The organism is Empedobacter sp. GD03797 (assembly GCF_029842105.1).
In the GTDB taxonomy this organism is placed as follows: domain Bacteria; phylum Bacteroidota; class Bacteroidia; order Flavobacteriales; family Weeksellaceae; genus Empedobacter; species Empedobacter falsenii_C.
In genome coordinates this window covers 1-25,497 of sequence record NZ_JAOCFS010000026.1, presented here as the reverse complement: position 1 = coordinate 25,497, position 25,497 = coordinate 1, and the positions used below count along the sequence as shown (strand labels likewise).

Annotated in this window: 25 protein-coding genes and 1 other RNA gene; 18 read left to right on the top strand and 8 right to left on the bottom strand. The window is 32.3% G+C overall.

Annotated features, from left to right (window positions below):
- Positions 1-19: 19 nt before the first annotated feature.
- The 5 genes from ftsH to N5D90_RS13860 all read left to right on the top strand — a co-directional run bounded on the left by ftsH (position 20) and on the right by N5D90_RS13860 (position 4,613).
- Entirely contained in the window at positions 20-2,032 is a 2,013-nt protein-coding gene (ftsH, locus tag N5D90_RS13880) for an ATP-dependent zinc metalloprotease FtsH (RefSeq protein ID WP_280045261.1), read from the top strand.
- Between the two features lie 130 nt (positions 2,033-2,162).
- Positions 2,163-2,768, top strand: a complete 606-nt coding sequence (locus N5D90_RS13875) for a hypothetical protein (RefSeq protein ID WP_115001593.1) — start codon at positions 2,163-2,165, stop codon at positions 2,766-2,768.
- 2 nt (positions 2,769-2,770) lie between these two features.
- Positions 2,771-3,619 carry a phosphatidate cytidylyltransferase gene (locus N5D90_RS13870; protein WP_280062890.1) on the top strand — a complete coding sequence of 283 codons (849 nt, stop codon included), beginning with the start codon at positions 2,771-2,773 and terminating at the stop codon, positions 3,617-3,619.
- Positions 3,616-4,266, top strand: coding sequence for a phosphatidylserine decarboxylase family protein (locus N5D90_RS13865; RefSeq protein WP_219033686.1), 651 nt, complete (start codon positions 3,616-3,618; stop codon positions 4,264-4,266). Before N5D90_RS13870 ends, N5D90_RS13865 begins: the two co-directional genes overlap by 4 nt.
- An 83-nt stretch (positions 4,267-4,349) precedes the next feature.
- On the top strand, positions 4,350-4,613 hold the full coding sequence (locus N5D90_RS13860) for a hypothetical protein (protein WP_280062888.1): 264 nt from the start codon (positions 4,350-4,352) through the stop codon (positions 4,611-4,613).
- Positions 4,614-4,632: 19 nt separating this feature from the next.
- Here the strand turns inward: N5D90_RS13860 and N5D90_RS13855 are convergent, their stop codons facing one another.
- Both N5D90_RS13855 and recR read right to left on the bottom strand, forming a co-directional pair.
- A complete protein-coding gene (locus N5D90_RS13855) occupies positions 4,633-5,703 on the bottom strand; it encodes a glycosyltransferase family 2 protein (protein WP_125350514.1) in 1,071 nt (356 codons plus the stop codon).
- Entirely contained in the window at positions 5,704-6,318 is a 615-nt protein-coding gene (recR, locus tag N5D90_RS13850; RefSeq protein ID WP_180905071.1) for a recombination mediator RecR, read from the bottom strand. It abuts the gene before it with no gap.
- A 107-nt stretch (positions 6,319-6,425) separates the two neighbouring features.
- Between recR and N5D90_RS13845 the strand changes: the two genes are divergently transcribed.
- The 8 genes from N5D90_RS13845 to N5D90_RS13810 all read left to right on the top strand — a co-directional run bounded on the left by N5D90_RS13845 (position 6,426) and on the right by N5D90_RS13810 (position 14,123).
- Positions 6,426-7,964 carry a sodium:solute symporter gene (locus N5D90_RS13845; RefSeq protein WP_280062886.1) on the top strand — a complete coding sequence of 513 codons (1,539 nt, stop codon included), beginning with the start codon at positions 6,426-6,428 and terminating at the stop codon, positions 7,962-7,964.
- A gap of 25 nt (positions 7,965-7,989) precedes the next feature.
- Positions 7,990-8,772 (top strand): pyrroline-5-carboxylate reductase, encoded by a 783-nt coding sequence (proC, locus tag N5D90_RS13840; RefSeq protein WP_115001606.1) that lies wholly within the window; start codon positions 7,990-7,992, stop codon positions 8,770-8,772.
- Positions 8,773-8,774: 2 nt separating this feature from the next.
- The gene (locus tag N5D90_RS13835; RefSeq protein ID WP_115001608.1) at positions 8,775-9,020 is read left to right on the top strand and encodes a hypothetical protein; all 246 of its coding nucleotides are present in this window, start codon (positions 8,775-8,777) and stop codon (positions 9,018-9,020) included.
- 145 nt (positions 9,021-9,165) lie between these two features.
- A complete protein-coding gene (locus tag N5D90_RS13830; RefSeq protein ID WP_115001610.1) occupies positions 9,166-10,011 on the top strand; it encodes a transketolase in 846 nt (281 codons plus the stop codon).
- Positions 10,012-10,035: 24 nt separating this feature from the next.
- Positions 10,036-11,496 carry a hypothetical protein gene (locus N5D90_RS13825; protein WP_115001612.1) on the top strand — a complete coding sequence of 487 codons (1,461 nt, stop codon included), beginning with the start codon at positions 10,036-10,038 and terminating at the stop codon, positions 11,494-11,496.
- Positions 11,497-11,518: 22 nt separating this feature from the next.
- Positions 11,519-12,223 carry a hypothetical protein gene (locus tag N5D90_RS13820; protein ID WP_115001614.1) on the top strand — a complete coding sequence of 235 codons (705 nt, stop codon included), beginning with the start codon at positions 11,519-11,521 and terminating at the stop codon, positions 12,221-12,223.
- Entirely contained in the window at positions 12,223-13,164 is a 942-nt protein-coding gene (locus N5D90_RS13815; protein WP_180906861.1) for a transketolase family protein, read from the top strand. The genes N5D90_RS13820 and N5D90_RS13815 overlap by 1 nt, the downstream gene beginning before the upstream one ends.
- A 185-nt stretch (positions 13,165-13,349) precedes the next feature.
- Positions 13,350-14,123 carry a LuxR C-terminal-related transcriptional regulator gene (locus N5D90_RS13810; RefSeq protein WP_180905075.1) on the top strand — a complete coding sequence of 258 codons (774 nt, stop codon included), beginning with the start codon at positions 13,350-13,352 and terminating at the stop codon, positions 14,121-14,123.
- Here N5D90_RS13810 and rnpB read toward each other — a convergent pair.
- The 3 genes from rnpB to N5D90_RS13795 form a co-directional block, all read right to left on the bottom strand.
- An RNA gene (gene rnpB / locus N5D90_RS13805) (RNase P RNA component class A) lies at positions 14,124-14,433 on the bottom strand.
- Positions 14,434-14,516: 83 nt separating this feature from the next.
- A complete protein-coding gene (locus N5D90_RS13800; RefSeq protein WP_280062884.1) occupies positions 14,517-17,042 on the bottom strand; it encodes an ATP-dependent Clp protease ATP-binding subunit in 2,526 nt (841 codons plus the stop codon).
- A 119-nt stretch (positions 17,043-17,161) separates the two neighbouring features.
- Entirely contained in the window at positions 17,162-17,812 is a 651-nt protein-coding gene (locus tag N5D90_RS13795; protein WP_280062883.1) for an NRDE family protein, read from the bottom strand.
- Positions 17,813-17,862: 50 nt separating this feature from the next.
- Here N5D90_RS13795 and N5D90_RS13790 point away from each other — a divergent pair, with 50 nt between their 5' ends.
- From N5D90_RS13790 to N5D90_RS13780, 3 genes are read left to right on the top strand one after another with little or no spacing between them, the layout of a single operon-like run.
- The gene (locus N5D90_RS13790; RefSeq protein ID WP_280062880.1) at positions 17,863-18,360 is read left to right on the top strand and encodes a hypothetical protein; all 498 of its coding nucleotides are present in this window, start codon (positions 17,863-17,865) and stop codon (positions 18,358-18,360) included.
- Positions 18,357-19,343 carry a D-alanine--D-alanine ligase gene (locus N5D90_RS13785; RefSeq protein WP_280062878.1) on the top strand — a complete coding sequence of 329 codons (987 nt, stop codon included), beginning with the start codon at positions 18,357-18,359 and terminating at the stop codon, positions 19,341-19,343. The genes N5D90_RS13790 and N5D90_RS13785 overlap by 4 nt, the downstream gene beginning before the upstream one ends.
- Before the next feature lie 40 nt (positions 19,344-19,383).
- Positions 19,384-20,187, top strand: a complete 804-nt coding sequence (locus N5D90_RS13780) for a rhomboid family intramembrane serine protease (RefSeq protein ID WP_115001625.1) — start codon at positions 19,384-19,386, stop codon at positions 20,185-20,187.
- Here N5D90_RS13780 and N5D90_RS13775 read toward each other — a convergent pair.
- Positions 20,151-20,600, bottom strand: a complete 450-nt coding sequence (locus N5D90_RS13775; RefSeq protein WP_280062877.1) for a hypothetical protein — start codon at positions 20,598-20,600, stop codon at positions 20,151-20,153. The genes N5D90_RS13780 and N5D90_RS13775 overlap by 37 nt on opposite strands.
- A gap of 189 nt (positions 20,601-20,789) precedes the next feature.
- On the opposite strand from N5D90_RS13775, the gene N5D90_RS13770 reads away from it, so the two are divergent.
- Positions 20,790-22,910, top strand: a complete 2,121-nt coding sequence (locus N5D90_RS13770; protein WP_160279583.1) for a zinc-dependent metalloprotease — start codon at positions 20,790-20,792, stop codon at positions 22,908-22,910.
- Positions 22,911-22,986: 76 nt separating this feature from the next.
- Here the strand turns inward: N5D90_RS13770 and N5D90_RS13765 are convergent, their stop codons facing one another.
- Complete coding sequence (locus tag N5D90_RS13765; RefSeq protein ID WP_280062874.1) at positions 22,987-23,307, bottom strand: YbaB/EbfC family nucleoid-associated protein; 321 nt, start codon at positions 23,305-23,307, stop codon at positions 22,987-22,989.
- Between the two features lie 23 nt (positions 23,308-23,330).
- The gene (gene obgE, locus N5D90_RS13760) at positions 23,331-24,317 is read right to left on the bottom strand and encodes a GTPase ObgE (protein ID WP_038333097.1); all 987 of its coding nucleotides are present in this window, start codon (positions 24,315-24,317) and stop codon (positions 23,331-23,333) included.
- Between the two features lie 136 nt (positions 24,318-24,453).
- Between obgE and N5D90_RS13755 the strand changes: the two genes are divergently transcribed.
- Positions 24,454-25,488, top strand: a complete 1,035-nt coding sequence (locus tag N5D90_RS13755) for a quinone-dependent dihydroorotate dehydrogenase (protein ID WP_280062872.1) — start codon at positions 24,454-24,456, stop codon at positions 25,486-25,488.
- Positions 25,489-25,497 lie beyond the last annotated feature (9 nt).

Below are 25,497 nucleotides of genomic sequence, written 5' to 3'. Positions count from 1 at the left end.
TAACTGAAACCAAAAAAAATTGAAAAAAAATAATTTTAAACCTTCGGGGTTTAATCCTACATGGATATATGCCATTATTGGATTATTGCTGATTGCCTTTCTATTATTTTCTGATAATATTGGAGGTGCCGGCGGAACTACTAAAAACATAGACCGTACGACTTTCCTTTCTTATGTAGAAAAAGGTTACGTAAAAGAAGCCAATCTAGAAAAAGAATCAGGACGTGTAAGTGTATATTTAACGGACGCAGCTCTCAATACTGAAGAATTTAAAAAGTTTAAAAAATCAAACGAGACTTTAAATCCTTTTGCTACAGGTGCTCCAAACTTTATTTTCAATGTTGCTGATGCAGGAAATTTTGAAAAAGATTTTTATGCTAACGTAGAAAAGAGCCCAAATAAAACTGCCGTTCTTAACACACAAATTTCAAATGGTTTTGGAAGTTTGTTTATGAATCTTTTCATTTCATTGATTTTCTTCGGATTAATCTACTTCTTACTATTCAGACGAATGGGCGGAGGTGGATCTGCTGGAGGTGGCGGAGGAATTTTCTCTGTCGGAAAATCGAAAGCGAAATTATTTGAAGGTGATGATCATATCAAAACAACTTTCAAAGATGTTGCAGGTTTAGAAGGTGCAAAAGAAGAAATTGAAGAAATCGTTGAATTCTTGAAACACCCAGAAAAATTCACAAAATTAGGTGGACGTATCCCTAAAGGAGCCTTATTAGTAGGACCTCCAGGTACAGGTAAAACCTTATTAGCAAAAGCTGTTGCTGGAGAAGCGAAAGTGCCTTTCTTCTCATTATCAGGATCAGATTTCGTAGAAATGTTTGTGGGAGTTGGTGCATCTCGTGTACGTGACTTATTCAAAAATGCAAAAGAAAAATCTCCTTCAATTATCTTTATTGATGAGATTGATGCAATTGGTCGTGCACGTGGAAAATCAAACTTTACAGGTTCTAATGACGAACGCGAAAATACATTAAACCAATTATTAACAGAAATGGATGGTTTCGGAACAGAATCTAACGTAATTGTGATTGCTGCAACAAACCGTGCTGATGTATTGGATAAAGCATTAATGCGTCCAGGTCGTTTTGACCGTATTATTCACGTTGATTTACCTGAATTAAACGAACGTAAAGAAATCTTCGCGGTTCACTTACGTCCATTAAAATTAGGTGAGGATGTAGAAATCGAATTTTTAGCAAAACAAACGCCAGGTTTCTCTGGTGCAGATATTTTCAATGTTTGTAATGAAGCGGCTTTAGTTGCTGCTCGTAAAAACAAAGAAGTCGTAGAAAAACAAGACTTTTTAGATGCTGTTGACCGTATTATTGGTGGATTAGAGAAGAAAAGTAAAGTGATTAAACCTTCTGAGAAAAAACGTATCGCTTATCACGAAGCAGGTCACGCTACAATTGGTTGGTTAACAGAACACGCTGCGCCATTGGTTAAAGTAACTATCGTTCCTCGTGGACGCTCATTAGGTGCCGCTTGGTATTTGCCAGAAGAAAGACAAATTACAACGACAGAACAATTGTTAGACGAAATGTGTATGACAATGGGTGGTCGTGCTGCTGAGGAAGTTGTTTTCAATAACATTTCTACAGGTGCATTAAGTGATTTGGAAAAAGTAACAAAACAAGCTTCTGCAATGGTAAGTATTTACGGATTGAACAAAGAAGTTGGTAATGTTTCTTATTATGATTCATCTGGACAAAATGAGTATGGTTTCAGCAAGCCTTATTCAGAACAAACTGCTCAGGTAATTGATAAAGAAGTAAAAACAATGATCGAAGCTCAATATGATAGAGCAAAAGATATTTTACGTGAACATCGCAATCAATTAGATGTTTTAGCTCAAAAATTAATTGAGAAAGAAGTTATCTTTAGAGAAGATTTGGAAGAAATTTTCGGACCAAGAAAATTTGTAAGCGAATTGGATCAAATCGAAGAAAAACAAGAAGAAGCTATAGAAGCTGGTCCAGAACAAGTGATTCAACCAGAAGCTGGAAATGATATTTAATCAAATTCATTCAAAATAATAGAAAAAATCGTCCAAATCGGACGATTTTTTTTTTACTTCTTATTATATTGTTAAAAATTATTACCTTTAGGCTGTAATTGATTAATTTCATATAAAATCATGAGTTTTCATGTGGAAAGCAATTAAAAACCTACTTAAAAAAGCTACTGAAAAATCAGCAGAGAATTCAGATGATAATCACATTGATTTGTTTCATCCAAATTATGCTGACCAAAAGATTTCTATGGACGAAGTCTTTGCTACAAACTTTAATGTAGGTGGTGGACATTTTTTATTTTGTGAAAATATAGAAGAGGCTTCTCAAAATCTGAAAGAAATTGTCAATTACGAAAATGTGACCGAATTAATTTGTCCTGATCCGCGCTTACAACAAATTCTTAATTCAGTCAATATTCCTTTTGTCGAAAATCCATGCGATTCTCGTTATACGCTTAGTTTTCTTAGTTGCGAATTTCTGATTGCTTTTGATGGAAGTATTATGTTATCGGCACATCAAACTTATGGAAGAAATATTGCTGATTTTCCATCAAATTTTATTATCTATGCACGCCCGTCACAATTAGTGGAAAATGTGAGCGTGGCATTACAGAAATTACGAACATTAAAAAAAGACAACCTTCCATCTAAAATAACTTCGATTCGTGGAAAAAATATGCACAAATTTCCGAACGTAGACAACGCGAAGAATATTTATTTGTTATTGGTTGAAGATTAGCCATGAAAAATTTAGCAATTAGAGCTTTCTCTGGACTTATTTACGCACTTATTATATTTTTCGGGACAACGATAAACCCAAAAGGTTTGATTGTTTTGATGATGGTTTTTGGACTTTTTTGTTTGTACGAATTTTTTAAAATCACTAATCTTACCAATAAACTTTATCAATTAGGAGCACTTTTAGCTGCCTTAATTGTTTTTGGATATTATGGAAAAGAATTTTTAGAAGCTTTCGAAACAAATACTCATTACTATTTTCATTTAAAAAGTTTGTACTTCATCATTCCAGTTTTATTTGTTTTTAGTATTTATATTATTTTCAAATCAACCAATGAATTATTGAACGATTTTGGAAAAGTTACTTTAGGTTTAACATACGTTATCGCACCATTTGCCTTAGCCTTAACTTTACCTAGTTTTGATTATAATTTAGGCGAAAAATTGATGCATTACGAAGTATTTTTCGTATTCTTATTACTTTGGTGTAGTGATACATTTGCATATTTAACAGGAAACTTAATTGGAAAACACAAATTAGCACCTAAAATCTCGGGAGCAAAAACGTGGGAAGGTTTTTTTGGAGGAATAGTTTTTACGTTATTAGCTGGATTCTTAATTCAGAAATATTTTGGAGAAAACTTGCACGGAAATTGGATGATTATTGGTTTAATCGTTGCTGCATTAGGTCCATTAGGAGATTTGACAGAATCTAAATTAAAACGATTTTTCAATGTAAAAGACAGCTCTAACCTTATTCCAGGACATGGTGGTTTTTTAGATCGATTAGATAGTTTTATATTTGTCGTACCATTTGTTTATTTATATTATTTATTAGTATATACTTTATGAAACTTCACAGAGAAGGAACAGCAATTTTGATAGGTTGCTTAATTTTATTTGCAATCGCTACAGGAGTATTACATTACTTTTTTCCTGTATATGGTTTTTACTTTGCCTTACCATTATGGATACTTTACGGATTTATCGTTTGGTTTTTCAGAAACCCAATTCGTGAATCAGATTCGTCAGAAAATTGCGTAATCGCACCAGTTGATGGAAAAGTTGTTGTATTAGAAGAAGTATTTGAAAGCGAATTTTTGAATCAAAAATGTATTCAATTATCAATTTTCATGACGCCTCTTAACGTACATGTAACGCGTTATCCTGTGAATGGAAAAGTGATTTATTCGAAATATCATCCAGGAAAGTTTTTGGTTGCATTTCATCCAAAATCATCAGAATTGAATGAAAGAACAACTGTTGTTGTAGAGAATGCAGATCATACAAAAGTTCTTTTCAGACAAATTGCAGGTGCAGTTGCACGAAGAATTGTTTGTTACAGTAAAGAGAATGACGATGCTGTTGCGGGTAAAGAATATGGCTTCATCAAGTTCGGATCGCGTGTTGATATCTTTTTACCACTTGATACAGAGATCAGTGTAAAGGTTGGAGATAAAACAAAAGGTGGAATTCAGAAAATTGCACAATTGAAATAAATCAGTTAGTTGAACTCAATGTTTTTAACTAATTTTGTCAAAACAATTATAATAATATACCCATACAATAAATTTTGTAAGACATGAAAAAATTAATTCTTTTAGTAGCTGTTGCAGCATTCGCTACTTCTTGTAACTCTAAAGCAAGTGTAAATCACGGAGTTCTTCCAGTTGTTCACGAACCAGCTACTGCAGAAGAAATGCACCACAAATCTGAAGCTACTCACGAAGGTCACGGAAAACATGAGGAAGCTGTTGAAGAAAAACACGAAGAAGTGAAAGATTCTACAAAAACGGCAGAAACTCCGAAAGTTGAGAAAAAAGATACTGTAAAAGCTGGTCATTAAGATTCAGCTTTTTTTGTTTTTATAGATTTATAATCAGTTTATCATCACCTATTAAATAATTTTTATTTTTAGGGCGAATATAAAATGAACGTGAAGAAGAGTTGTTTTCAGAAATGATTGATAATATCTCTTGATAAGTAAAAAAACTTGCATCAATTGCAATTTCATTATTTGATAAAGATTTGAAATCTGATTTCTTATCAATCCAAAATAAATTTTCTGCTTTTACTTCTATTTTAGAAGTATTATTAGGTGAATGTAAAGAAAATTTAAATAATTGAATTAAATATTTAATCAAAATTCCCGAACGTAAAAGTTGATAATGCAACCAATTTTTTTGATAATATTTTGCTAAGAAAATCATCATGGCTTCAAAAAAATGTTTATAATATTTTTTATCTTTTTTCGTACTTTCTCCCTTGTAATGTAAAACCGTTATATCTCCTTTATAATAATTTTTATAACCAGCCAATTCTGCACTAAAAGACAAATCTATATCTTCTCCATACATAAAATAACGTGGATCAAATCCTCCAATTTCCTGATAGATTTTCTTCGTGGTGAACATAAAAGCACCAACTAAAATTTCGCAAGGAGCAATTTCAAATTCATCAACTTCTAATTTGTAATAATTATTTTTCTTTGAATGATTAAATCGACTATACAACTTAGAAAATGAATTTTTAGCTGTCGGAATATTACGTTTTGATTCTGGATGAAAATTTCCGTTTGTATCTATCATTCGTACTCCCACAAAACCTATTTTTTCTTTTGACTGATGAAATTCAATCAAAGATTCGAATAAATTCTCTGGAATAATTGTATCTGGATTAAGAATCAGAATATATTCTCCCAAAGCATTCTCAACCCCAATATTATTCGCTTTTGCAAAACCAAGATTTTCATTCTGAAGTAAAAAATTTACAGTAGGAAAAGTTTTTTTTAGGAATATAAAATCAATTTCCGATGAATCATTATCAATTACAATTATTTCGCCATCTACATTTTTTAAAGCTTCCTGACACGAATCAAGACAAAGCTCTAAATGTTTTGGCGTATTATAACTAACAATAATTATCGATAATTTCATCTAAAATTTATTTTCTGAATATGGTATTCGATGTTGTATAGAACGAACTAGCGTTGCTTCGTCCGCATATTCTAACTCATCTCCTACACCAAGACCTCGCGCAATAGTAGAAAAAATAATTTCGGCATTCTTTAATTGTCGGTACAAATAGAAAACAGTTGTATCTCCTTCCATTGTCGAACTTAAAGCAAAAATTATTTCCTTCACATTTTCATTTTGAACACGATCAACCAACGTTTGGATATTCAATTGACCAGGTCCAATACCTTCCATTGGAGAAATCTTTCCTCCTAAAACGTGATATTGTCCTTTAAATTGTCCTGTATTTTCAATCGCCATCACATCACGCACATCTTCCACGACACAAATTATAGTTTCTTCTCTCAATGGGTTGTTGCAAATATCACAAACCTCATCATCAGAAATTGTATGACAATGTTGACAATATTTAACATCATCTACCAAATGAGAAAGCGCTTCGGATAAAGCCGTCGTTTGAGATTTGGGACGATTTAACATATGTAAAACAAGTCGCAAAGCTGTTCTCTTTCCTATTCCTGGCAAATTTGACATCTCTTCTACAGCTCGCTCTAAAACCTTGCTTGGGTAATTCATTCGTTCAAAAAATTATAGACAACAAATTTACAATTTTATCTTCGGAAAATTAATCTATCATCATTCACTCAAAAATATTAAATTTGGGCTTATTTACTAAATAAATTATGAACTCAACAATTTTACTACTTTGTGTTATCGTATACTTTGTAGGACTTTTAGTGATCTCTTACTTCACCAGTCGAAATTCTGACAATCAATCTTTTTTTAACGGAAACAAAAAAAGTAAATGGTGGTTGGTGGCTTTCGGAATGATTGGGACAAGTCTTAGTGGTGTTACGTTTATTTCGGTTCCGGGTACGGTCGGAAAATTAACTGGTTCCGAATATATTTATGGAGGATTCGAATATTATATGATGGTTATCGGATTTTTTCTTGGTTATTTTATCGTCGCGGGGGTATTACTTCCACTCTATTACCGAATGAATCTAACCTCAATTTACACCTATTTAGGAAAACGTTTCAATGTTGAAGCACATAAAATGGGATCGGTTTTCTTTATTATTTCACGTGGAATTGGCGCAACAGCACGTTTATATTTAGTTGTAAATGTGTTACAAATATTTTTATTAGACAATTTAGGCGTACCATTTTGGGCTACAACATTTGTGTTATTATTAATGATTTTATTGTACACGTTTGAAGGTGGAGTAAAAACAATTGTTGTAACCGACACTTTACAAACATCATTTATGATCATTAGTTTGATTGCTTGTATTTGGTTTATCCTTTCTCATCTTAACTTATCTGTTGGTGAAGCTTACGATATGATGCAAGCCAAAAATTATACGCATTTCATTAATCTTGATCCAAATTCGAAAACTTATTTCTTAAAAACAATTTTGGGCGGAATGTTTATCACAATTGCAATGACTGGTCTTGACCAAGAAATGATGCAAAAAAATATTTCGGTTGATAATCTTCAAAACTCGAAAAAGAATATGTTGACGTTTGCTGGAACATTATTGATTGTGAATTTAGCCTTCTTATTTTTGGGTGGATTGCTTTATTTATACGCAATGAGTGAAGGTGGTTTTTATACTGCTGATGGTTTCTTTATGGAACAAGGCGGACAAAATATGATGGGTGATGATATGTTTCCTGCGCTTTCGCTTTTAGGACATCATTTCCCAATGATTATTTCTGTAATTTTTATTATTGGATTAATTTCTGCCTTATTTCCTTCTGCCGACGGAGCTTTAACAGCGGTTACAAGTTCATATTGTGTCGATTTATTAAACATCAACGAGGACAAAGAAAAGTCAGAAAAAGAGAAGAAAAAGATTCGTATTCGTGTTCACTTGATTTTCACGGTAGTTTTCTTTATCTTGATTATGGTTTTCAAAGCGATTAACAACAAATCTATTGTTTATCTTGTGATGGAAATTGCAGGTTATACATACGGACCGTTATTAGGATTATTTGCTTTCGGAATTTTAACGAAACGTAACATTTACAAAAAATATTCAATTATTACAGTTGCGATTTTAGCGCCTATTTTTACCTATATCATCAACGAATTAGTGATCAATTTTACCGATTACAAAATTGGTGTTGAATTAATCATTCTGAATGGTTTATTAACTTTTATCGGTCTATGGTTGGTAAGTTCTAATCGTCAAAAAGAAACAATTATTCATTCATAATCAGAACAATTAACACTCTACAACTATGAAAAAAATCGCCATTATTGGAGCAGGAAATTTAGGAATTTCTATAACAGAGGGTTTAATTAAGAATAAAGCATTCGATCCAAATCAAATTATCGCTACAAGAAATAATTTGAATCAAATTGAACATCTTAAAAAGCTTGGTGTAACGATTACAAATGATAATCATTTTGCTGTAAAAGAAGCTGATTATATTCTGTTGTGTGTAAAACCGTACAAAGTGGAAGAAGTTTTGACGCAATTAAAAGACGATTTTACGACCAATAAAATATTAATTTCAGTTGCAACAGGAATTTCATTGCAAACGTATCAAAATATTTTATCACAAGGTATGTCAATTTTTCGTGCAATGCCTAATACAGCTGCTTCTGTGGAAGAATCGATTACATGTATTTGTGGAAATTCGAAAGATGAAAACATTTTAAATGAAATCAAAACGATTTTCAATCCAATTGGCGAAACAGTTGTTATAAATGAGGAGTTGATGAATGCAGCGACTGTAATTGGCGCTTGCGGAATTGCTTATGTTTTACGATTTATAAGAGCAATGATTCAAGGTGGAATCGAAATTGGATTTGACACACAAACTGCTACAAAAATTGTGACACAAACTGTAAAAGGAGCTGCTGAATTATTAATAGAAAACGGTTTGCATCCAGAACAAGAAATTGATAAAGTGACGACACCAAAAGGTTGTACGATTGCTGGATTAAATGAAATGGAACATCAAGGATTTAGTTCTGCTTTAATAAAAGGAATTAAAACTTCTTTTGATAAAATATAATTATGGAAAAGAAATTAAAATTAATCTGGGATTTTTATGGTCCCGATGCTATACCAACTGCAAAACATCATGCAGTTCACCTGAAACAATACGCAGAAAAAGAAAAGTTACAAAGTACATTTTCTGAATTTGTAGAGGTTGAACCAGAATATGCAGTTGCTTATTTGGTGGTGGTAGAATCTGAAATGATACAAGTTCGTGACGCTTTGATCCCTCACCGTGGCGAATGGCATTCGGAAGAAGAATAAATAAAAAAGACGAAGTTTAGCTTCGTCTTTTTTATTGTTTTAAAAATCGCATAAAATCTCCTCCCCAATTGTAGTGATTTATGTTCTACGATTTTTTTGCCCTACAAAAAAGGATTATTTTTGTTCAAATTTTTATAAACAAACAATGACACTTCAAGAACTTCAAACACAAGTACAACAAACAAGGAGAGATATTTTGAGAATGGTACATGCCGTAAATAGTGGACACCCAGGTGGATCATTAGGTTGTGCAGAATATTTTGCTGCATTATACGGTAAAATCATGACTTACTCTACAGACTTCTCTATGGACGGAAAAGGAGAAGATTTATTCTTCTTATCAAACGGTCACATTTCACCAGTTTTCTACAGCACATTAGCTCGTTCAGGATTTTTCCCAGTAAGCGAATTAGCTACATTCAGAAAATTAGATTCTCGTTTACAAGGTCACCCAACAACACACGAAGGTTTACCTGGAATTCGTATCGCTTCTGGTTCTTTAGGACAAGGCTTATCTGTTGCTTTAGGTGCTGCGCAAGCAAAAAAATTAAACAACGACGATAAATTAGTTTACACATTACACGGTGATGGTGAATTACAAGAAGGTCAAGTTTGGGAAGCTTTTATGTATGCTGCTGGTAAAAAAGTAGATAATGTAATTGCAACGATTGACTACAATGGTCGTCAAATTGATGGTGACACAGACCACGTTTTACCTTTAGGAGATTTGAAAGCTAAATTAGAAGCTTTTGGATGGATTGTTTTAGAAGAAAAAAATGGAAATGACTTAGAAAAAGTAATTGCTATTTTAGAAGAAGCTAAAACATTAACAGGAAACGGAAAACCAGTTTCAATTTTATTACACACAGAAATGGGTAATGGAGTTGATTATATGATGGGAAGCCACTCTTGGCACGGAAAAGCGCCTAACGATGAGCAATTAGCATTTGCATTAGAGCAAAATCCTGAAACTGAATTGACAGATTATTAATAATTTGAATACAACCACAATACTATGAAAACGTTATTTTATTCTATACTTACGCTTTGTTCTTTGACAGCCTTTGGGCAGGAAAAAACATATTCTTTTGACAAAAAAGTATCGTACAAAATCAATTTACCAGAAGAATATCAAACTTATTTGGATGGTCAAAAAGATTTATCTTTTGTAACCTATATTTCTAAAGACGCTGTTTTAGGAACTTCGGAAGGAGGTCCTTACACTTCAGGAAGCTTCAGTAAAGATGCTTTCTTTATCAACAACAGCAAGTTTTTCGAAGTCTATGCCAATTCATTAGAAAATCAATTATCGATAAAAGCACCTTATTATTATGAAGGCATGTCGGATGATAGTTTAAAACCTTATTCGGATAATTTGTTCGAGAAATTTATTTCAGTTAAAAATCTAAATTCATCTACAACGATCAATGGATACAAGTGTAATGAATACGAATTAACATCTAAAACAGATTTCGAAACAAAATCTTCTACATTATGTGTTGATGAAAAAAATGCAATTAATAACGTTGCGATTATGTTTCCTCAAACAAAACTGAAAGGTCTTTTGATACGATATGACGCAGGAGATTTTAATGGATTAACAATTCAAAATATTGCAAATTCTAACGTAAAAGTAACTTTTGATGAGAAAAAAGAAATCGAAAGTTTTACTAACGAATTGGCAAAAAAGAAACAAGAATACGAGAACATGATGTCGTCTGTAGATACAGCTTATGCAGCGGAAGCGGCTTATTCACCAGACAATCGTTACGAGGATCCTATTGTTAATTATTACAATTATCAAACATCAGAAAGTGATAACGTAAATAGTCTTTTTGGGACTGTTGCTTCATTAAATTATAGTTTGATTTATAATGATAGCGATTATGATGGAAATCCTGATATCGAGCGTTCTAAAGCTTTGGCAGCTGCTCAAGGTTCTACAAATCAATTGGTAAAACAATTCAAAAAGAATAAATTAGCAAACAAAAGCGAAGTAAAAGAATTAAATAACCTTTTCAAAACGTATTTCGATGATGCTAAAAAGTTTAAATTAACAGAAGTTTCAACAGATTATGATGAAGCGGCTGTAGCAGTAGATTCTGTTGCTGCTATGCCTTATGATCTTGCAGATTATTATGACCCGTATACTTCTACTTACAAAACGACAGATATTAGCAAAATCGATTTGGCAATCGACAATCCAGACGTTCAAGATTTCATGAAAGTTGCACCAGAACATTGCAAAAACTTGAAAGCTAAAATTCCGACTTTTACTGATAAAGATTTAGGAAATTTGGTTTACAATTACGCAGGACAAGTGTGCGATTTATACATTTATCAAAGTGGAAGTGTTGCTCTTTCGGGAACAATTGATGCGATGAGAAAAAGTATTTTAGAAATCAATAATAAATATGATAAACTGAAAAAAGAAGACAAGGATAAGTTAACTACTTTCTTGAATTCTTTGGATTAATATTGATCAAAATACATCGATAATGAAAAAACCAATCAGTTTAATATTAACGCTTTTTACAAGTTTAACTTTTGCTCAAATGCAATCGTATAAATTCGAAAACGTTATTCAATATCGTATCAAAAGTGATTTCTATTCAGATTTTCTGGATATTTTATCAACCAAAGATTATAAAGCGCATTTAATGATTACGCGAACACCGATGGGAAATTTCGCTTCATTAAAAATAAACGATAATATGTATTCTGTTTACAGCGAAGAAGAAAATCCGAAGGTTTTTAAAATAGATTTCGAAGGCACTAAAGATTTATTAGGAACTTCTTTTTTAGCGACTGATAATCCAAGTTTAACGAATTCCGCAATCGGAAATAGTTATGTTGCGAATAGAACTGGTCAAAAAGAAACGATTCTGAATAAACAATGTGAAGTATATAACATTTTTAGAAAAGATAATGACAACGATAATGGTACAGAAATTTGTATCGATACAAATTCTAACATCAACACCGTTCCGTTTATCAATTCTGAACTAAATTTGAAAGGCTTGATTTATCGAGTTGGACAAAATATTGTGTTAGAAAATGTTGAAACCTTAGAAAAATGGATCAAAAAGAGCACTGAAGAGGAAGAAGAAATTAATGTTTCGCCAAATGATTTTATTTATCAATTTGATGAAAAAACAGAAGTAGAAAAATACAAAAACGAATACAAAAAACAAAAACAATGATAGACTTAACATACACAGAAAAAAAAGATACACGTAGTGGATTCGGAGACGGATTGACAGAGTTAGGAAGAACAAATCCTAACGTTGTTGCATTGTGTGCTGACTTGATTGGTTCATTGAAAATGGATCAATTTATCAAAGAAAATCCAGAGCGTTTTTTCCAAATTGGTATTGCAGAAGCAAACATGATGGGAATTGCTGCAGGTTTGACAATTGGAGGTAAAATTCCTTTCACAGGAACGTTTGCTGAGTTTTCTACAGCTCGTGTGTACGATCAAATTCGTCAATCTATCGCTTACTCTAACAAAAATGTAAAAATCGCTGCATCGCACGCTGGTTTAACATTAGGAGAAGATGGTGCAACTCACCAAACATTAGAAGATATTGGTTTGATGAAAATGTTACCAGGAATGGTGGTTATCAATCCTTGTGATTACAATCAAACTAAAGCGGCTACAATTGCTGCAGCTGAATACGAAGGTCCTGTTTACTTACGTTTCGGACGTCCTGCTGTTCCAGTTTTCACGCCAGCTGACCAAAAATTTGAAATTGGTAAAGGTATCTTAATGAACGAAGGTTCTGATGTAACAATTGTTGCGACAGGTCATTTAGTTTGGGAATCTTTAGTTGCTGCTGCTGAGTTAGAAAAAGAAGGAATTTCTTGTGAGGTAATCAATATTCATACTATCAAACCATTGGATGAAGAAATTATCTTAAACTCTGTAAAGAAAACAGGAAAAATTGTAACAGCTGAAGAACACAATATTTTAGGTGGTTTAGGAGAATCTGTTGCAAGAGTTTTAGCACAAAAATTACCAACAAAACAAGCTTTTGTTGCGGTTAATGATAAATTTGGTGAATCTGGAACACCTTCAGATTTAATGAAAAAATATGGAATCGATTCTACTGCTGTAATCGAGAAAGTAAAATCTTTACTTTAATTCCATTATAATATTAAAAAGGAGCTAAAAATTTAGCTCCTTTTTTTATAGGTTAAATATAAATAGGTTGGTTGAAAAAAGCAAAACTGCTTTAATCCTATAGATATTTTGCAAAATTAGTTTATATTGCTAATTCAAAAAATACTCATTTAATGGTATTTTATTAATCTTTTACTTGTAAGCATATGAAAAAAGCAAATCAAAAATCTATAACTGAATATGCAAGTATTGTAAAAAAATTGTGGAGTGAAAATACAGATAGTAGAACCTTTAACGAAAAAGATGAGAGTTTTCAATCGATTAATGATTATTTACAAACTTTAGGAAGTCTTGCTCTTGGTGAATCTTTCATGTATTTTATCAGTCCTAATTCTGCAACTTTCGAATATGTATCTCCTCAATGCGAGGATATTTTGGGTTATCTACCTAACGAATACACTGCTGAATTATGCGTAGAAATCGTACATCCAGATGATTTGCAACATGTAATTGATATTCAGCAACGAATTTCAAATTTCAGTATGGAAATTGTTCCAGAAGAAAGAATCAATTATAAATTCACCTATGATTTTCGTGTGATAGATAAAAAAGGTGAAATTCATCAAATTCATTTGCAACATTTCTTTTACGAATTAAGTAAGAATTTTTTACCAAATCGAGTTTTTTGCTTAGCGACTGACATCACACAAATAAAGGTTGGAGGGAAACCGACCATGCATATTTACAACATCAAAGATGGATTGAATAATCTTCTTAATTCAAAAACAAATTCATCTTTACAACTTACAAAAAAAGAAACGGAGATTATAGAATTTCTGATCAAAGGTTACACAAGTCAGGATATTGCTGATGCAATTGGCTTAAGTAAACATACTATTGATACACATCGAAGAAATATTTTGAAGAAAAATGATTGTTCTAATACTTCAGAATTATTTAGTCTTTACTTCAAAAAATAGAAAAAAAGCAAGCCGATAAGCCGGGTTCTGTCATCTTAATAAATTAAGACGCTTTGTCATTTATCTAGTATTTTAGTTACCTAAAACATCAATCTGCCTACCCCCCAGCAACGAACGAGTAGCTCTTAACTGCTGGTATACATGGCATTGCTCCGCATAGAGTTTACCTGGTTTCACTACAGCCGAACTGTACATACTTTCTGTTGCACTTGTCCTCGCCTCTCGACGGACGGGCGTTACCCGCTATGCTTACTCTTTGGAGCCCGGACTTTCCTCTTCACATACATGAAGCGACAAAGTGGCTTGCTGAGCGCAAATGTACGGCAAAAGTTACCGAAATAAAAAAGGCTTAAACAAAAATGTTCAAGCCTTTCTATTATAGAAACTTAGAAATTATTCTGATTTTTCTTCTTTCGTTTTTCCTTTTACAGAAATTTTAACGCCATCTTTTGCTTCATTTAAATCAAGGATTAATTCATCTCCTTCACTAATTACAGCATTGATGATTTCTTCTGCCATCGGATCTTCGATGTATTTCTGAATCGCACGTTTCAACGGACGAGCTCCATAATCTTTATCAAATCCTTTGTCTGCGATAAAATTCTTTGCTTCCTCAGTTAATTCAATATGATAATTTAAAGCTGTTAAACGCTCTATTAAACTTGCCAATTCAATATCGATGATTTTCATGATATCTTCTTTTGTCAATGAATTAAAGAAGATAATATCATCAATACGATTCAAAAATTCTGGAGCAAAAGCACGTTTTAAAGCTGTTTCAATTGTTGATTTTGCACGTTCATCAGCAGAATCTTTCTTAGATGAAGTTCCAAATCCAACACCATCTCCAAACTCTTTCAATTGTCTTGTACCAATGTTAGACGTTAAAATGATAATCGTATTACGGAAATCAACTTTACGACCTAAACTATCAGTTACATGACCATCATCCAAAATTTGTAATAAAATATTGAATACATCTGGATGTGCTTTCTCAATCTCATCTAATAAGATTACTGCATATGGTTTACGACGAACTGCTTCTGTTAATTGTCCACCTTCTTCGTAACCAACGTAACCCGGAGGTGCCCCAACTAAGCGAGAAACGGCAAATTTCTCCATGTATTCTGACATATCGATACGAATTAATGCATCGTTAGAATCAAAGATTTCTTTCGCCAAAACTTTCGCTAATTGTGTTTTACCAACACCCGTAGTTCCTAAGAAAATGAATGAACCAATTGGTTTGTTTGGATCTTTCAATCCTGCACGATTACGTTGAATTGCTTTCACAACTTTCGTTACCGCTTCATCTTGACCTATTACTTTCCCTTTCATTAACTCATTCATCTGAGCTAATTTTTTCAATTCTTTCTCAGCTACACGATGTACAGGAACACCAGACATCAACGAAACAACTTCCGCTACATTTTCTTCTGTAACCGTTTCACGATTCTCTTTCGATTCTTGTACCCATTTTGCTTGCTCACGTTTCAAATCACTTTCTATTTGTTTTTCTGAATCACGTAAACGAGCTGCTTCTTCGTATTTTTGAGATTTTACAACTTTCGTTTTCTCTTCACGAACTTCTTCTAATTTTGCTTCAAGGTCTAAAATTTCTTGAGGAACTTTTATATTCTTGATATGCACACGAGAACCCGCTTCATCTAAAGCATCAATTGCTTTATCTGGCAAGAAACGATCTGTAATATAACGTGTTGTCAAATTAACACAAGCTTGTAACGCTTCATCTGTATAATTTACATTGTGATGCGCTTCATACTTATCTTTGATGTTATGTAAAATCTGTAATGTTTCTTCTGGAGTTGTTGGCTCAACCATCACATTTTGAAAACGACGAACTAATGCGCCATCTTTTTCAATATATTGACGATATTCGTCCAACGTTGTTGCTCCAATACATTGTAATTCTCCACGCGCCAAAGCAGGTTTGAACATGTTAGAAGCATCTAAAGAACCTGTAGCTCCTCCTGCTCCAACAATTGTATGTAACTCATCAATGAAAAGAATAATGTCATCATTTTTCTCTAATTCATTCATAATAGCTTTCATACGCTCTTCAAATTGTCCACGATATTTAGTTCCAGCAACTAGTGATGCTAAATCTAATGTTACTACACGTTTGTTAAACAAAACGCGCGAAACTTTACGTTGTACAATTCTTAAAGCTAAACCTTCTGCAATTGCAGATTTACCAACACCTGGTTCTCCAATTAACAATGGATTGTTCTTTTTACGACGAGAAAGAATTTGAGAAACACGTTCTATTTCTTTTTCACGTCCAACTACAGGATCCAATTTTCCTTCTTGCGCAATTGCTGTTAAATCTCTTCCAAAATTATCTAAAACTGGCGTTTTACTTTTTGAAGTTGATTTACTTGTTGATGCACGCTCAAAATCGTTATCAGAATCACCTCCATCAAAAGATGGATTTTCTGCACGAGGAGATTGAATTTCCTCATCTTGAAATTGAAATTTGAATTCTTCCTTTACTGTATTGTAATCAATATCCAACTTATTCATCAATTTTGTAATCGGATCGTTTTCATTACGAAGAATACACAATAATAAGTGGATTGTATTTACAGTCGGACTTTTAAACAATTTTGCTTCTAAGAAAGTTGTTTTCAACGCTCTTTCAGCTTGTTTTGTCAAACTCAAATTTTTTATATTATTACCTGGAGTTTCTTTTGCTGGGTTTAGGTTTTCTATTTTTTGACGCATTTCGTCTAAATCGACATTCAATGCTTCTAAGACAGAAATGGCTTTCCCTTCACCGTCGCGAATAATCCCCAACAGAAGGTGTTCCGTTCCTATTTGGTCGTGGCCTAATCTCAACACTTCTTCCTTACTGTAAGAAATAACGTCTTTTACTTGTTGTGAGAAATTATCGTTCATTTTATTATTTAAGCTGTCTTTAACAAATATAATTATTCTGATAGACTATAGCATAAATTATGCCTATGTCCGAAATGATTTGATGATTCCTTAAAATAACGAATTATTGTCTATTAATTTCAAAATAGCTGACAATATTTCATATCAATTCTTAAAGAATTCATAATAATTTGAGAGATAGATGTCGTTGCTAAAAAATCGTACAAATCGCCTTTATTCATTTTCAAATCATCGTGAAGTTCTAAAATTTCTTCGGAATTTAACTCATTATTTTGGTTAAAAATTTCATCAATTTCATTTCTTCTTTCAGGACTGTACAATGTCGACGAACACCATGTCACAATTTTTTCTTGCGAAACATCTTTTACGCTCAGTTTATTTTCATTCCAAAACAAAAGGTAAGCATTTTTAGTTGTTCTTTCAAAAACAAAAATTGTAAAAGGTGCAATTTCTGACAAATTTTCCGAATCAATAAACTCATTTACAGAATTATATTTCAATAAATCTAACAAGATAATTCCTCTACTTTCTCTGTATTTTTCTTTGAAAAGCGTTGGTTTTTCTATTCCTCCATTCAAAATACACGCAACATATTGCTCCGAATAAAAAATCCAAGTTCCATTCGCACGCTCATCTACAGGCGAAAAATAGGTTTTATCAAAACGCTTTTGCTCCACAATTTCTTTGGAAGAGGAACGATTTATTTCCTCATCTCGGTTATGCGTCAACACAAATTCATCCTCATTTCTGTAAAAACTGATTATACACATCTCATTTTTCAATTTAGTTCAAATGTAAAAATTTATCTTTGCAAAGAATTATGAGTATTCAGAAAACTATAGCGCATTCTTTTGATGAAATGAAATCGATTCTTTTGCAATTTGACGATATGTCTTTTCAAAAGGAATTAGAAATCATTTCTGATGCTTCTGTTGGTCAACATTTTCGCCATATTATCGAATTTTATTCGTGCTTTTTACAAGCGCAAAAAAATAATTGCATTTGTTATGATGATAGAGAACGAAATCGTGCTTTAGAAAATTCGGTTGTCGAAAGTTTGAATACGTTGAATCAGTTAAAATCTCAAATAGAACATTTAGATTTAGAAAAAACAATTCGGCTAAAACAGAATTACTACGGAGAAAACTTCACAATTAATACCACAAATTATCGTGAATTAATGTATTGTTTTGATCACAGCGTTCATCATTTTGCATTGATTAAAATTGCTATAGAAACTCATTTTCCAACGATTAAAATTCCACAAAATTTTGGAATTGCATCTTCTACAATTGCTTTTCAAAATCAAGAGAAATGAACCCAAAAATAACGAAATGGACACGATACGAATTTTGGCCATTCTGGTTATTTTATGCGCCATTGACGCCTTGGTACATTTATAAAATCTTTCAAGCAGGTGCTCCAGCCTACTTTTGTTCGGCAAATCCTACAATGAAATGGGGCGGATTTATTGATTATTCTAAAATTGATTTGCTCAATCAAATTGATGAAAATTATAAGCCAAAAACTAGTTTTTTTAAAGAATTTACAACACAAGAAATTCCGTTTGATTTTCCTTTTATTGCGAAACCAAATCTGGGTGAACGTGGTATTGGTGTTGAATTAATCAGAAATGAAATTGATTGGAAAAATTATTTAGAACAAAATAATCGCGATTTAATTTTACAAGAATATATTCAATCTAATTTTGAATTTGGTATTTTCTATGTTCGATTACCAAAAGAAAAAAATGGCAAAATACTTTCGATTACAGCTAAAGATTTTTTGACGTTTACAGGTAATGGAAAATCAACATTGAAAGAATTAATCGAACAAAATTTAAGAGCTTTTTACCGAAAAGAGTATTTGTTTAAACGTTTTCAAAACGAACTAAATTCAGTTCTTCAAAAAGATGAAAAATTATTGGTTGAACCAATTGGAAATCATAGTCGAGGTACAACTTTTTTGGATGGATCTTCTCTAAAAACATCTAAATTAGAAGAAACTATAGATCAAATTGCAAAAAAAATTGATGGTTTTTATTATGGACGAATCGATTTGAAAGCAAAAAGCTTAGAGGATTTTCAGAACGGAAATTTTGTCATACTCGAAATTAATGGTGCAAATTCTGAAGCTACTCATATTTACGATCCGAATTTTAATTTGATAAAAGCTTATAAAGAAGTGATTAAGCATTTAAATTACCAACATAAAATTGCTATTCAAAATCATCAATTAGGCGTAAAATGGACCGATTGGAAATTGCTTGCGCAAGAATTATTAAAACGCTATCAAGCTTAATTTGACCAAAATTGGCAGACTTTCTGGAAAGGAATAAAGATTGAAAGATGTTTTCGAAACCAATTTTATGAGTTATCCTTTTCCAAAGAAAACTATTATAATTCCTCTCTTACTACTTATCCCAATGTGGATTATCTTTTTGTTTCAACAAAACGGATACAATTTAGACAGTTGTTACGGCGTTATTCCGAGAACTTTCGTAGGATTGAAAGGTATTCTGTTCTCACCTTTATTTCACTCGGGTTGGAAACACATTATCAGCAATACTTTTCCATTAGCTTTTCTTAGCTTTATCGCACTATTGATGTACGATAGATTGGCTTATTACGTGATATTCTTTGGTTGGATTTTATCAGGAATTATTCTTTGGATCATTGGAAACCCACCTTTTTTAGATGACAATGTAAGCTGTCATATTGGAGCAAGTTCTATCGTTTACTTATTAGCTTCGTTTATATTTTTCAGTGGAATAATCAGAAAAGAACGTGGTTTAATGGCAATTTCGTTAATCATTATTTTATTATACGGCGGAATGATTTGGGGAATGGTTCCTCAAGAAATTTTACCGCAGTTAAAAACAGATACAAGTAGCAATTCTATTTCTTGGGAAGGACATTTGAGTGGATTTATCTCGGGTGCATTTTTCGCTTATCTGTTTAGAAATATTGGTCCACAAAAAGAAGTTCCGAAATGGGATCAAGAAAATTATTATGACCCGCAAGCTGAACGTTTATGGGATATTTACCAAGAACAAGAACGTTTGAAAGCAGAATATTTGGAATCGTTGGAAAATGAAGATGATGAATTTTATTTAGATAAAGAAGTTGATAACTCTGTCAAATAATCATCAATTTTCTTTAATTCTTTTGCTGGATTACCTTTATCGTATGGATTTGAATAATAAGTTGAATCTTTTGTTTGAAATTTCAAAACTACATTTGGAGCACCATCATGCATAAAAGCTTGACTTGGAGATTTGATATTTTCTAATTTTTCTAACAAGATTTGATCCATAAGTTTTGTTAAATTCTCCCATTCTTTCGTAGTATTTTTTATCTTTATTGTATCGTTTTCATTTTTGATTAATACAATAGTAGATTTATCTACAATTAAGTCATAGTGCATTTTTCTTGACGATTCTATTCTTTCTACAGATAGTATATTTTCTTGTTTATTTTGGTTAGAATAATTATTTTTTTGACACGATAGCAAAGTAATAATTCCTAAAAATATTGAAAGATAAAAAGCTATTCTCATAAAATTTTATTAGTTTTATCATTAATTAACAAATATAATTAACAATATTTAATGAAAAAACTTTTATTCACTCTATCAGTTTTATCCTTATTCGGTTATGCTAACGCACAAAATTGGAAGGAAGTACCTAGTTATTTTTTAAAAAGTAAAAATATTACTACTGAATATCAAAATTCAAAAGTATATTCAATGGATATCAATACTTTGAAAAATAAATTAACATTAGCCCCATCGAATACTAGTAATCAATCAGGAGTGGTTGTTGACATGCCTACATCTGATGGTAGTATTCAAAAATACATGATATGGGAAGCTTCAATCTTATCTCCAAAATTACAAGAGAAATATCCTAATATTCGCTCATACGTTGGAAAAAGTTTAGATGATCCATCTGTTTATTTAAGATTTAGTGTAACTCCTTTAGGATTGAGTTCTTCTATATTTAGAAATGAAGGAAAATCAGACTTTATTGAATCTTATGATGTTGAAGGTTCAACATATTACGAAGTTCATAGTTCTAGTAAAGCTGTAAGTAATTTTGTTTGTTCAACAAATGAACTAATTTCAAAACATCAAGCTAATAAAGAAGATTCTTCTAACTTACAGAACAAAGCCAATAATCAAGTTTTTAAAACATATCGATTAGCACTTTCTGTTCCTGGAGAATATTCGGCTTATTTTGGTGGTACAAAAGAAAAAGCTTTGGCAGCTATGACAAATACCATGACACGTGTAAATGGAGTATTTGAAAAAGATATGTCAGTTAATTTCCAATTCATTGATAATATTGATGATTTAATATTTACAGATGCAAGTACTGATCCATATTCAGCTCCTGCACAAGGAATGGCAGATCACCCTACATATGGTTCAGCCCCTTATTATTTATCTACATGGCAAGTTGAATTACAAACTTATTTAACAAATAATCTTGGTGAAGATAAATATGACATTGGACACTTCTTCGGCTCTCAAGGAGGAGGAGGAAATGCAGGGTGTATTGGATGTGTATGTGATACAGCATTTCCTGATGGAAAAGGGAGTGGTATGACTTCTCCTGCAAACAAAATTCCTTCTGGAGATAAATTTGATATCGATTATGTTGCTCATGAAATTGGACATCAAATGGGAGCTAATCATACTTATTCTCACATTTATGAAGGTACAGGAGTTAATGTTGAACCTGGAAGTGGCTCTACGGTAATGGGATATGCAGGTATTACGTCTTATAATGTTCAATCAAATTCTGATGATTATTTCACATACAGAAGTATAGCTCAAGTTCAGAACAACTTAAAAACTAAAAGTTGTGGTGTAGAAAAACCAATTCTAAACACTCCTCCAAACATACAATTAGAAAAAGCTTTATACAGAATCCCTGTGGGAACAGCATTCAAATTAAATGCTACAATTACTGATGCTGAAAATGATGCTGTTTTAACTACGTGGGAACAAAACAATTCTGGAACAAGCGCTACAACAAATGCGAATAGTAGAGTGAAGGAAACAAAAACATCTGGTCCTAACTTTAGATCTTTTTCTCCTGTTAAAGAAACATACAGATATTTCCCTAATTTCACTTCTATTTTAGCAGGTAAATTATTACACACTGGAACAGGAAATGTAGTTTGGGAATCTCTAACTTCTGTTGCAAGAACATATGATTTTACTGTAACTGCGAGAGATTATAACGTACAAGGTCCCCAAACTCAAAACGGAAGTGTAAAAGTAATGGCTACCGCTGGAGTTGGTCCTTTTGTTGTTCTTACTCCAGACGCAACAAATAACAAATTACCAATTAATGCTTCTAATTTTGATGTCACATGGGATGTTGCTAAAACTAACGAAGCTCCTATCGAAACTACAAAAGTTAAAGTTTCAATTTCATGGGATGCAGGAAAAACATTCGAAGAATTAGGAATTGTTGATAATACAGGATCAGCTAATTTCCAAATGCCTAGTAACGCTAAAGATGTTACAGAAGGTTATATTATGATTGAAGCTGTTGATAATGTTTATTTAGCTGTAAAAAAATTCTCTACAGGATTATTAGCTACCAAAGATTTAAACACAACTAAATCTACAATATATCCAAATCCATCTAATGGGCAATTCACAATTGAACAAAAAGCTTCTGGAAAAGTAAATATTGAGATTGTTGATGTAAATGGAAGAATAGTTTATTCAATTTCTGAAAATGCTTCTGGAAATTTAAAGAAACAAATCGATACGAATTTACCATCAGGAGTTTATATCATAAAAGTTTCATCTAATGAAGGTCAATCAACATCAAAATTGATTATTAAATAATTCTATTTTTAATTAGATATCAAACAAAAACCCCTGAAAATTATTTTTCAGGGGTTTTGTTTTTTTCAAATTCTTCTTAGAAAGGCATTCCAGGAATATTTGGTAAGTTTTCTTGAGCCGTTTTTTTCGCTCTGTCAATTGCTTCTGTTTTTACTTGTTCCAACGCGTTGTTTAACGTCATCACTAACAAATCTTCAATTTCTTCTTTTTCCATTCCTTCGGCAAGCTCAATATCTTTTACTGTTGCCAATTTAGACATTGTAATTTTTACTTTTCCATCGTTAGAAGTCGTTGTAAAAATTTCTCCATCTAATTCATTTTTCAAATCAGAAAATTTATCTTTAAATGAATTGATTTTTCCCATCATTCCCATGATGTCTCCAAAATTTCCAAACATTTGTCTTTATCTTTAATAATTAGTTATTCGTGTAGTTTTTTCCACAATAAATCTTTCAATTCTGTGATTCCTTTTCCAGAAACAGACGAAATAAATATCGTATCAATATCAGTTGGTAATTGCGCTTTAATCTCAGCTTCCAATTCATCATCTAACATATCTGACTTAGAAATTGCTAAAATTCGTTCTTTATCTAACAATTCAGGATTGAATTTTTTCAATTCATTCAACAGAATTTCATATTCTTTTTTATAATCTTCTGTATCGGCAGGAATTAAAAATAATAAATTAGAGTTACGCTCAATATGACGCAAGAAACGATGTCCAAGACCTTTTCCTTCTGCCGCACCTTCGATAATTCCAGGAATGTCTGCCATAATAAATGACTGATGATTACGGTATTCTACAATTCCCAAGTTAGGTGTTAACGTTGTAAATGCGTAATCTGCAATTTTTGGTTTAGCAGCCGAAACAGCTGATAATAAAGTAGATTTTCCTGCATTTGGAAAACCAACTAAACCAACATCTGCCAAAATTTTCAGCTCCAATGTAACTTGACGCTCGTCACCATCCAAACCTGGTTGGGCATAACGAGGCGTTTGACGCGTTGCAGAACGGAAATGCCAGTTTCCTAAACCTCCTTTTCCTCCTTGCGCAATAATTAATTCTTGCCCATTTTCTGTTACTTCGCCAATAATATTTCCTTCTTCATCTTTGGCAATTGTTCCGATCGGAACTTCCAAAATAATATCTTCACCGTCAGCTCCAGTAGAACGAGATTTACCTCCACGTCCACCGTTTTGCGCACGGAAATGTCTTTTGAATCGAAATTCTAACAAAGTCCAAAGATTTGAGTTTCCTAGAAGCGTGATGTTTCCTCCACGTCCACCATCTCCACCGTCTGGTCCACCTTTGTCAATATATTTTTCGCGATGCAAACTTGCTGAACCAGCACCTCCATGTCCTGCTCTACAATTTATTTTTACGTAGTCAACAAAATTTGATTGCATAATTTTTTTATTTTAATTAGTCTGCAAAAGTACGATTTCTAATTTGTTTATTAAAATCTAATTCATAAGTTTCAAAATATTGTAAAACTGATGAATAGTAGGTAAATTATTTATCGGATATGCTTAATTTTGCAGCATGTACAAACAATTCAAAAACATTTTATTTCAATTACAGCCCGAAGATGCACATCATTTCGTTACGCGAAATCTAAAAAATTATGCTGCATTTCCTGGAGTTGGAAAATTATTAGATAAATTTTATCAATACAATCATCCAAGTTTAGAACGAGAAGTTTTTGGAATTAAATTCAAAAATCCAATTGGTTTAGCTGCAGGTTTTGATAAAAATGCTGAATATATTGAAGAATTGAACCACTTCGGATTCGGTTTTATCGAAATTGGAACCGTTACACCAAAACCTCAACCAGGGAATGATGCGCCGCGTATGTTTCGTTTGGTAGAAGATGAAGCGATTATCAACCGAATGGGATTTAATAACAAAGGTGTTGATTTTGCTGTTTCGAAAATTAGAGAATTAAAAAATCGTGAAAACTATATTATTGGTGGAAATATTGGTAAAAATAAATTGACGCCAAACGAAGATGCTGTTGATGATTATATCAAATGTTTCAATGCATTGTTTGATTATGTAGATTATTTTGTAGTTAACGTTAGTTCTCCAAACACGCCTGGATTACGAGATTTGCAAGAAAAAGAACCTTTATTGTACATTCTGAATTATTTGCAACAATACAATAATCAGAACGAAAAACCGAAACCAATTTTACTGAAAATCGCACCAGATTTAACAGATTCGCAATTAGACGATATTATAGATATTGTATTAGAATCTAAAATTGCAGGAGTGATTGCCACAAATACAACTATTTCGAGAGAAGGATTAAAATCTAATCCTGAAATTGTAAAAGAAACTGGTGGAGTTTCGGGAAAACCACTTAAAAATCGTTCAACAGAAGTGATTCGTTATCTTTCTGAAAAATCGAACAAAGCATTTCCTATCATTGGAGTTGGTGGAATTCATACCGCTGAAGATGCTAAAGAAAAACTGGAAGCTGGTGCAAGTTTGTTACAAGTTTATACAGGTTTTATTTATGAAGGCCCTGCTGTTGTAAAAAACATTTGCAAAGGCTTGGTTGAAGGAAAAAAGTAAAGTCATTCT

What these genes read in the sequence shown, in the direction of transcription:
- N5D90_RS13800 (WP_280062884.1), bottom strand. Translation starts at nt 17,042, where the DNA reads ATGAACGATAATTTCTCACAACAAGTAAAAGACGTTATTTCTTACAGT.
- N5D90_RS13755 (WP_280062872.1), top strand. Translation starts at nt 24,454, where the DNA reads ATGTACAAACAATTCAAAAACATTTTATTTCAATTACAGCCCGAAGAT.
- N5D90_RS13790 (WP_280062880.1), top strand. Translation starts at nt 17,863, where the DNA reads ATGAGTATTCAGAAAACTATAGCGCATTCTTTTGATGAAATGAAATCG.
- N5D90_RS13845 (WP_280062886.1), top strand. Translation starts at nt 6,426, where the DNA reads ATGAACTCAACAATTTTACTACTTTGTGTTATCGTATACTTTGTAGGA.
- N5D90_RS13860 (WP_280062888.1), top strand. Translation starts at nt 4,350, where the DNA reads ATGAAAAAATTAATTCTTTTAGTAGCTGTTGCAGCATTCGCTACTTCT.
- proC (WP_115001606.1), top strand. Translation starts at nt 7,990, where the DNA reads ATGAAAAAAATCGCCATTATTGGAGCAGGAAATTTAGGAATTTCTATA.
- N5D90_RS13775 (WP_280062877.1), bottom strand. Translation starts at nt 20,600, where the DNA reads ATGAGAATAGCTTTTTATCTTTCAATATTTTTAGGAATTATTACTTTG.
- N5D90_RS13835 (WP_115001608.1), top strand. Translation starts at nt 8,775, where the DNA reads ATGGAAAAGAAATTAAAATTAATCTGGGATTTTTATGGTCCCGATGCT.
- N5D90_RS13795 (WP_280062883.1), bottom strand. Translation starts at nt 17,812, where the DNA reads ATGTGTATAATCAGTTTTTACAGAAATGAGGATGAATTTGTGTTGACG.
- N5D90_RS13785 (WP_280062878.1), top strand. Translation starts at nt 18,357, where the DNA reads ATGAACCCAAAAATAACGAAATGGACACGATACGAATTTTGGCCATTC.
- N5D90_RS13810 (WP_180905075.1), top strand. Translation starts at nt 13,350, where the DNA reads ATGAAAAAAGCAAATCAAAAATCTATAACTGAATATGCAAGTATTGTA.
- N5D90_RS13825 (WP_115001612.1), top strand. Translation starts at nt 10,036, where the DNA reads ATGAAAACGTTATTTTATTCTATACTTACGCTTTGTTCTTTGACAGCC.
- obgE (WP_038333097.1), bottom strand. Translation starts at nt 24,317, where the DNA reads ATGCAATCAAATTTTGTTGACTACGTAAAAATAAATTGTAGAGCAGGA.
- N5D90_RS13830 (WP_115001610.1), top strand. Translation starts at nt 9,166, where the DNA reads ATGACACTTCAAGAACTTCAAACACAAGTACAACAAACAAGGAGAGAT.
- N5D90_RS13875 (WP_115001593.1), top strand. Translation starts at nt 2,163, where the DNA reads ATGTGGAAAGCAATTAAAAACCTACTTAAAAAAGCTACTGAAAAATCA.
- N5D90_RS13865 (WP_219033686.1), top strand. Translation starts at nt 3,616, where the DNA reads ATGAAACTTCACAGAGAAGGAACAGCAATTTTGATAGGTTGCTTAATT.
- N5D90_RS13765 (WP_280062874.1), bottom strand. Translation starts at nt 23,307, where the DNA reads ATGTTTGGAAATTTTGGAGACATCATGGGAATGATGGGAAAAATCAAT.
- N5D90_RS13855 (WP_125350514.1), bottom strand. Translation starts at nt 5,703, where the DNA reads ATGAAATTATCGATAATTATTGTTAGTTATAATACGCCAAAACATTTA.
- N5D90_RS13870 (WP_280062890.1), top strand. Translation starts at nt 2,771, where the DNA reads ATGAAAAATTTAGCAATTAGAGCTTTCTCTGGACTTATTTACGCACTT.
- N5D90_RS13770 (WP_160279583.1), top strand. Translation starts at nt 20,790, where the DNA reads ATGGATATCAATACTTTGAAAAATAAATTAACATTAGCCCCATCGAAT.
- N5D90_RS13820 (WP_115001614.1), top strand. Translation starts at nt 11,519, where the DNA reads ATGAAAAAACCAATCAGTTTAATATTAACGCTTTTTACAAGTTTAACT.
- recR (WP_180905071.1), bottom strand. Translation starts at nt 6,318, where the DNA reads ATGAATTACCCAAGCAAGGTTTTAGAGCGAGCTGTAGAAGAGATGTCA.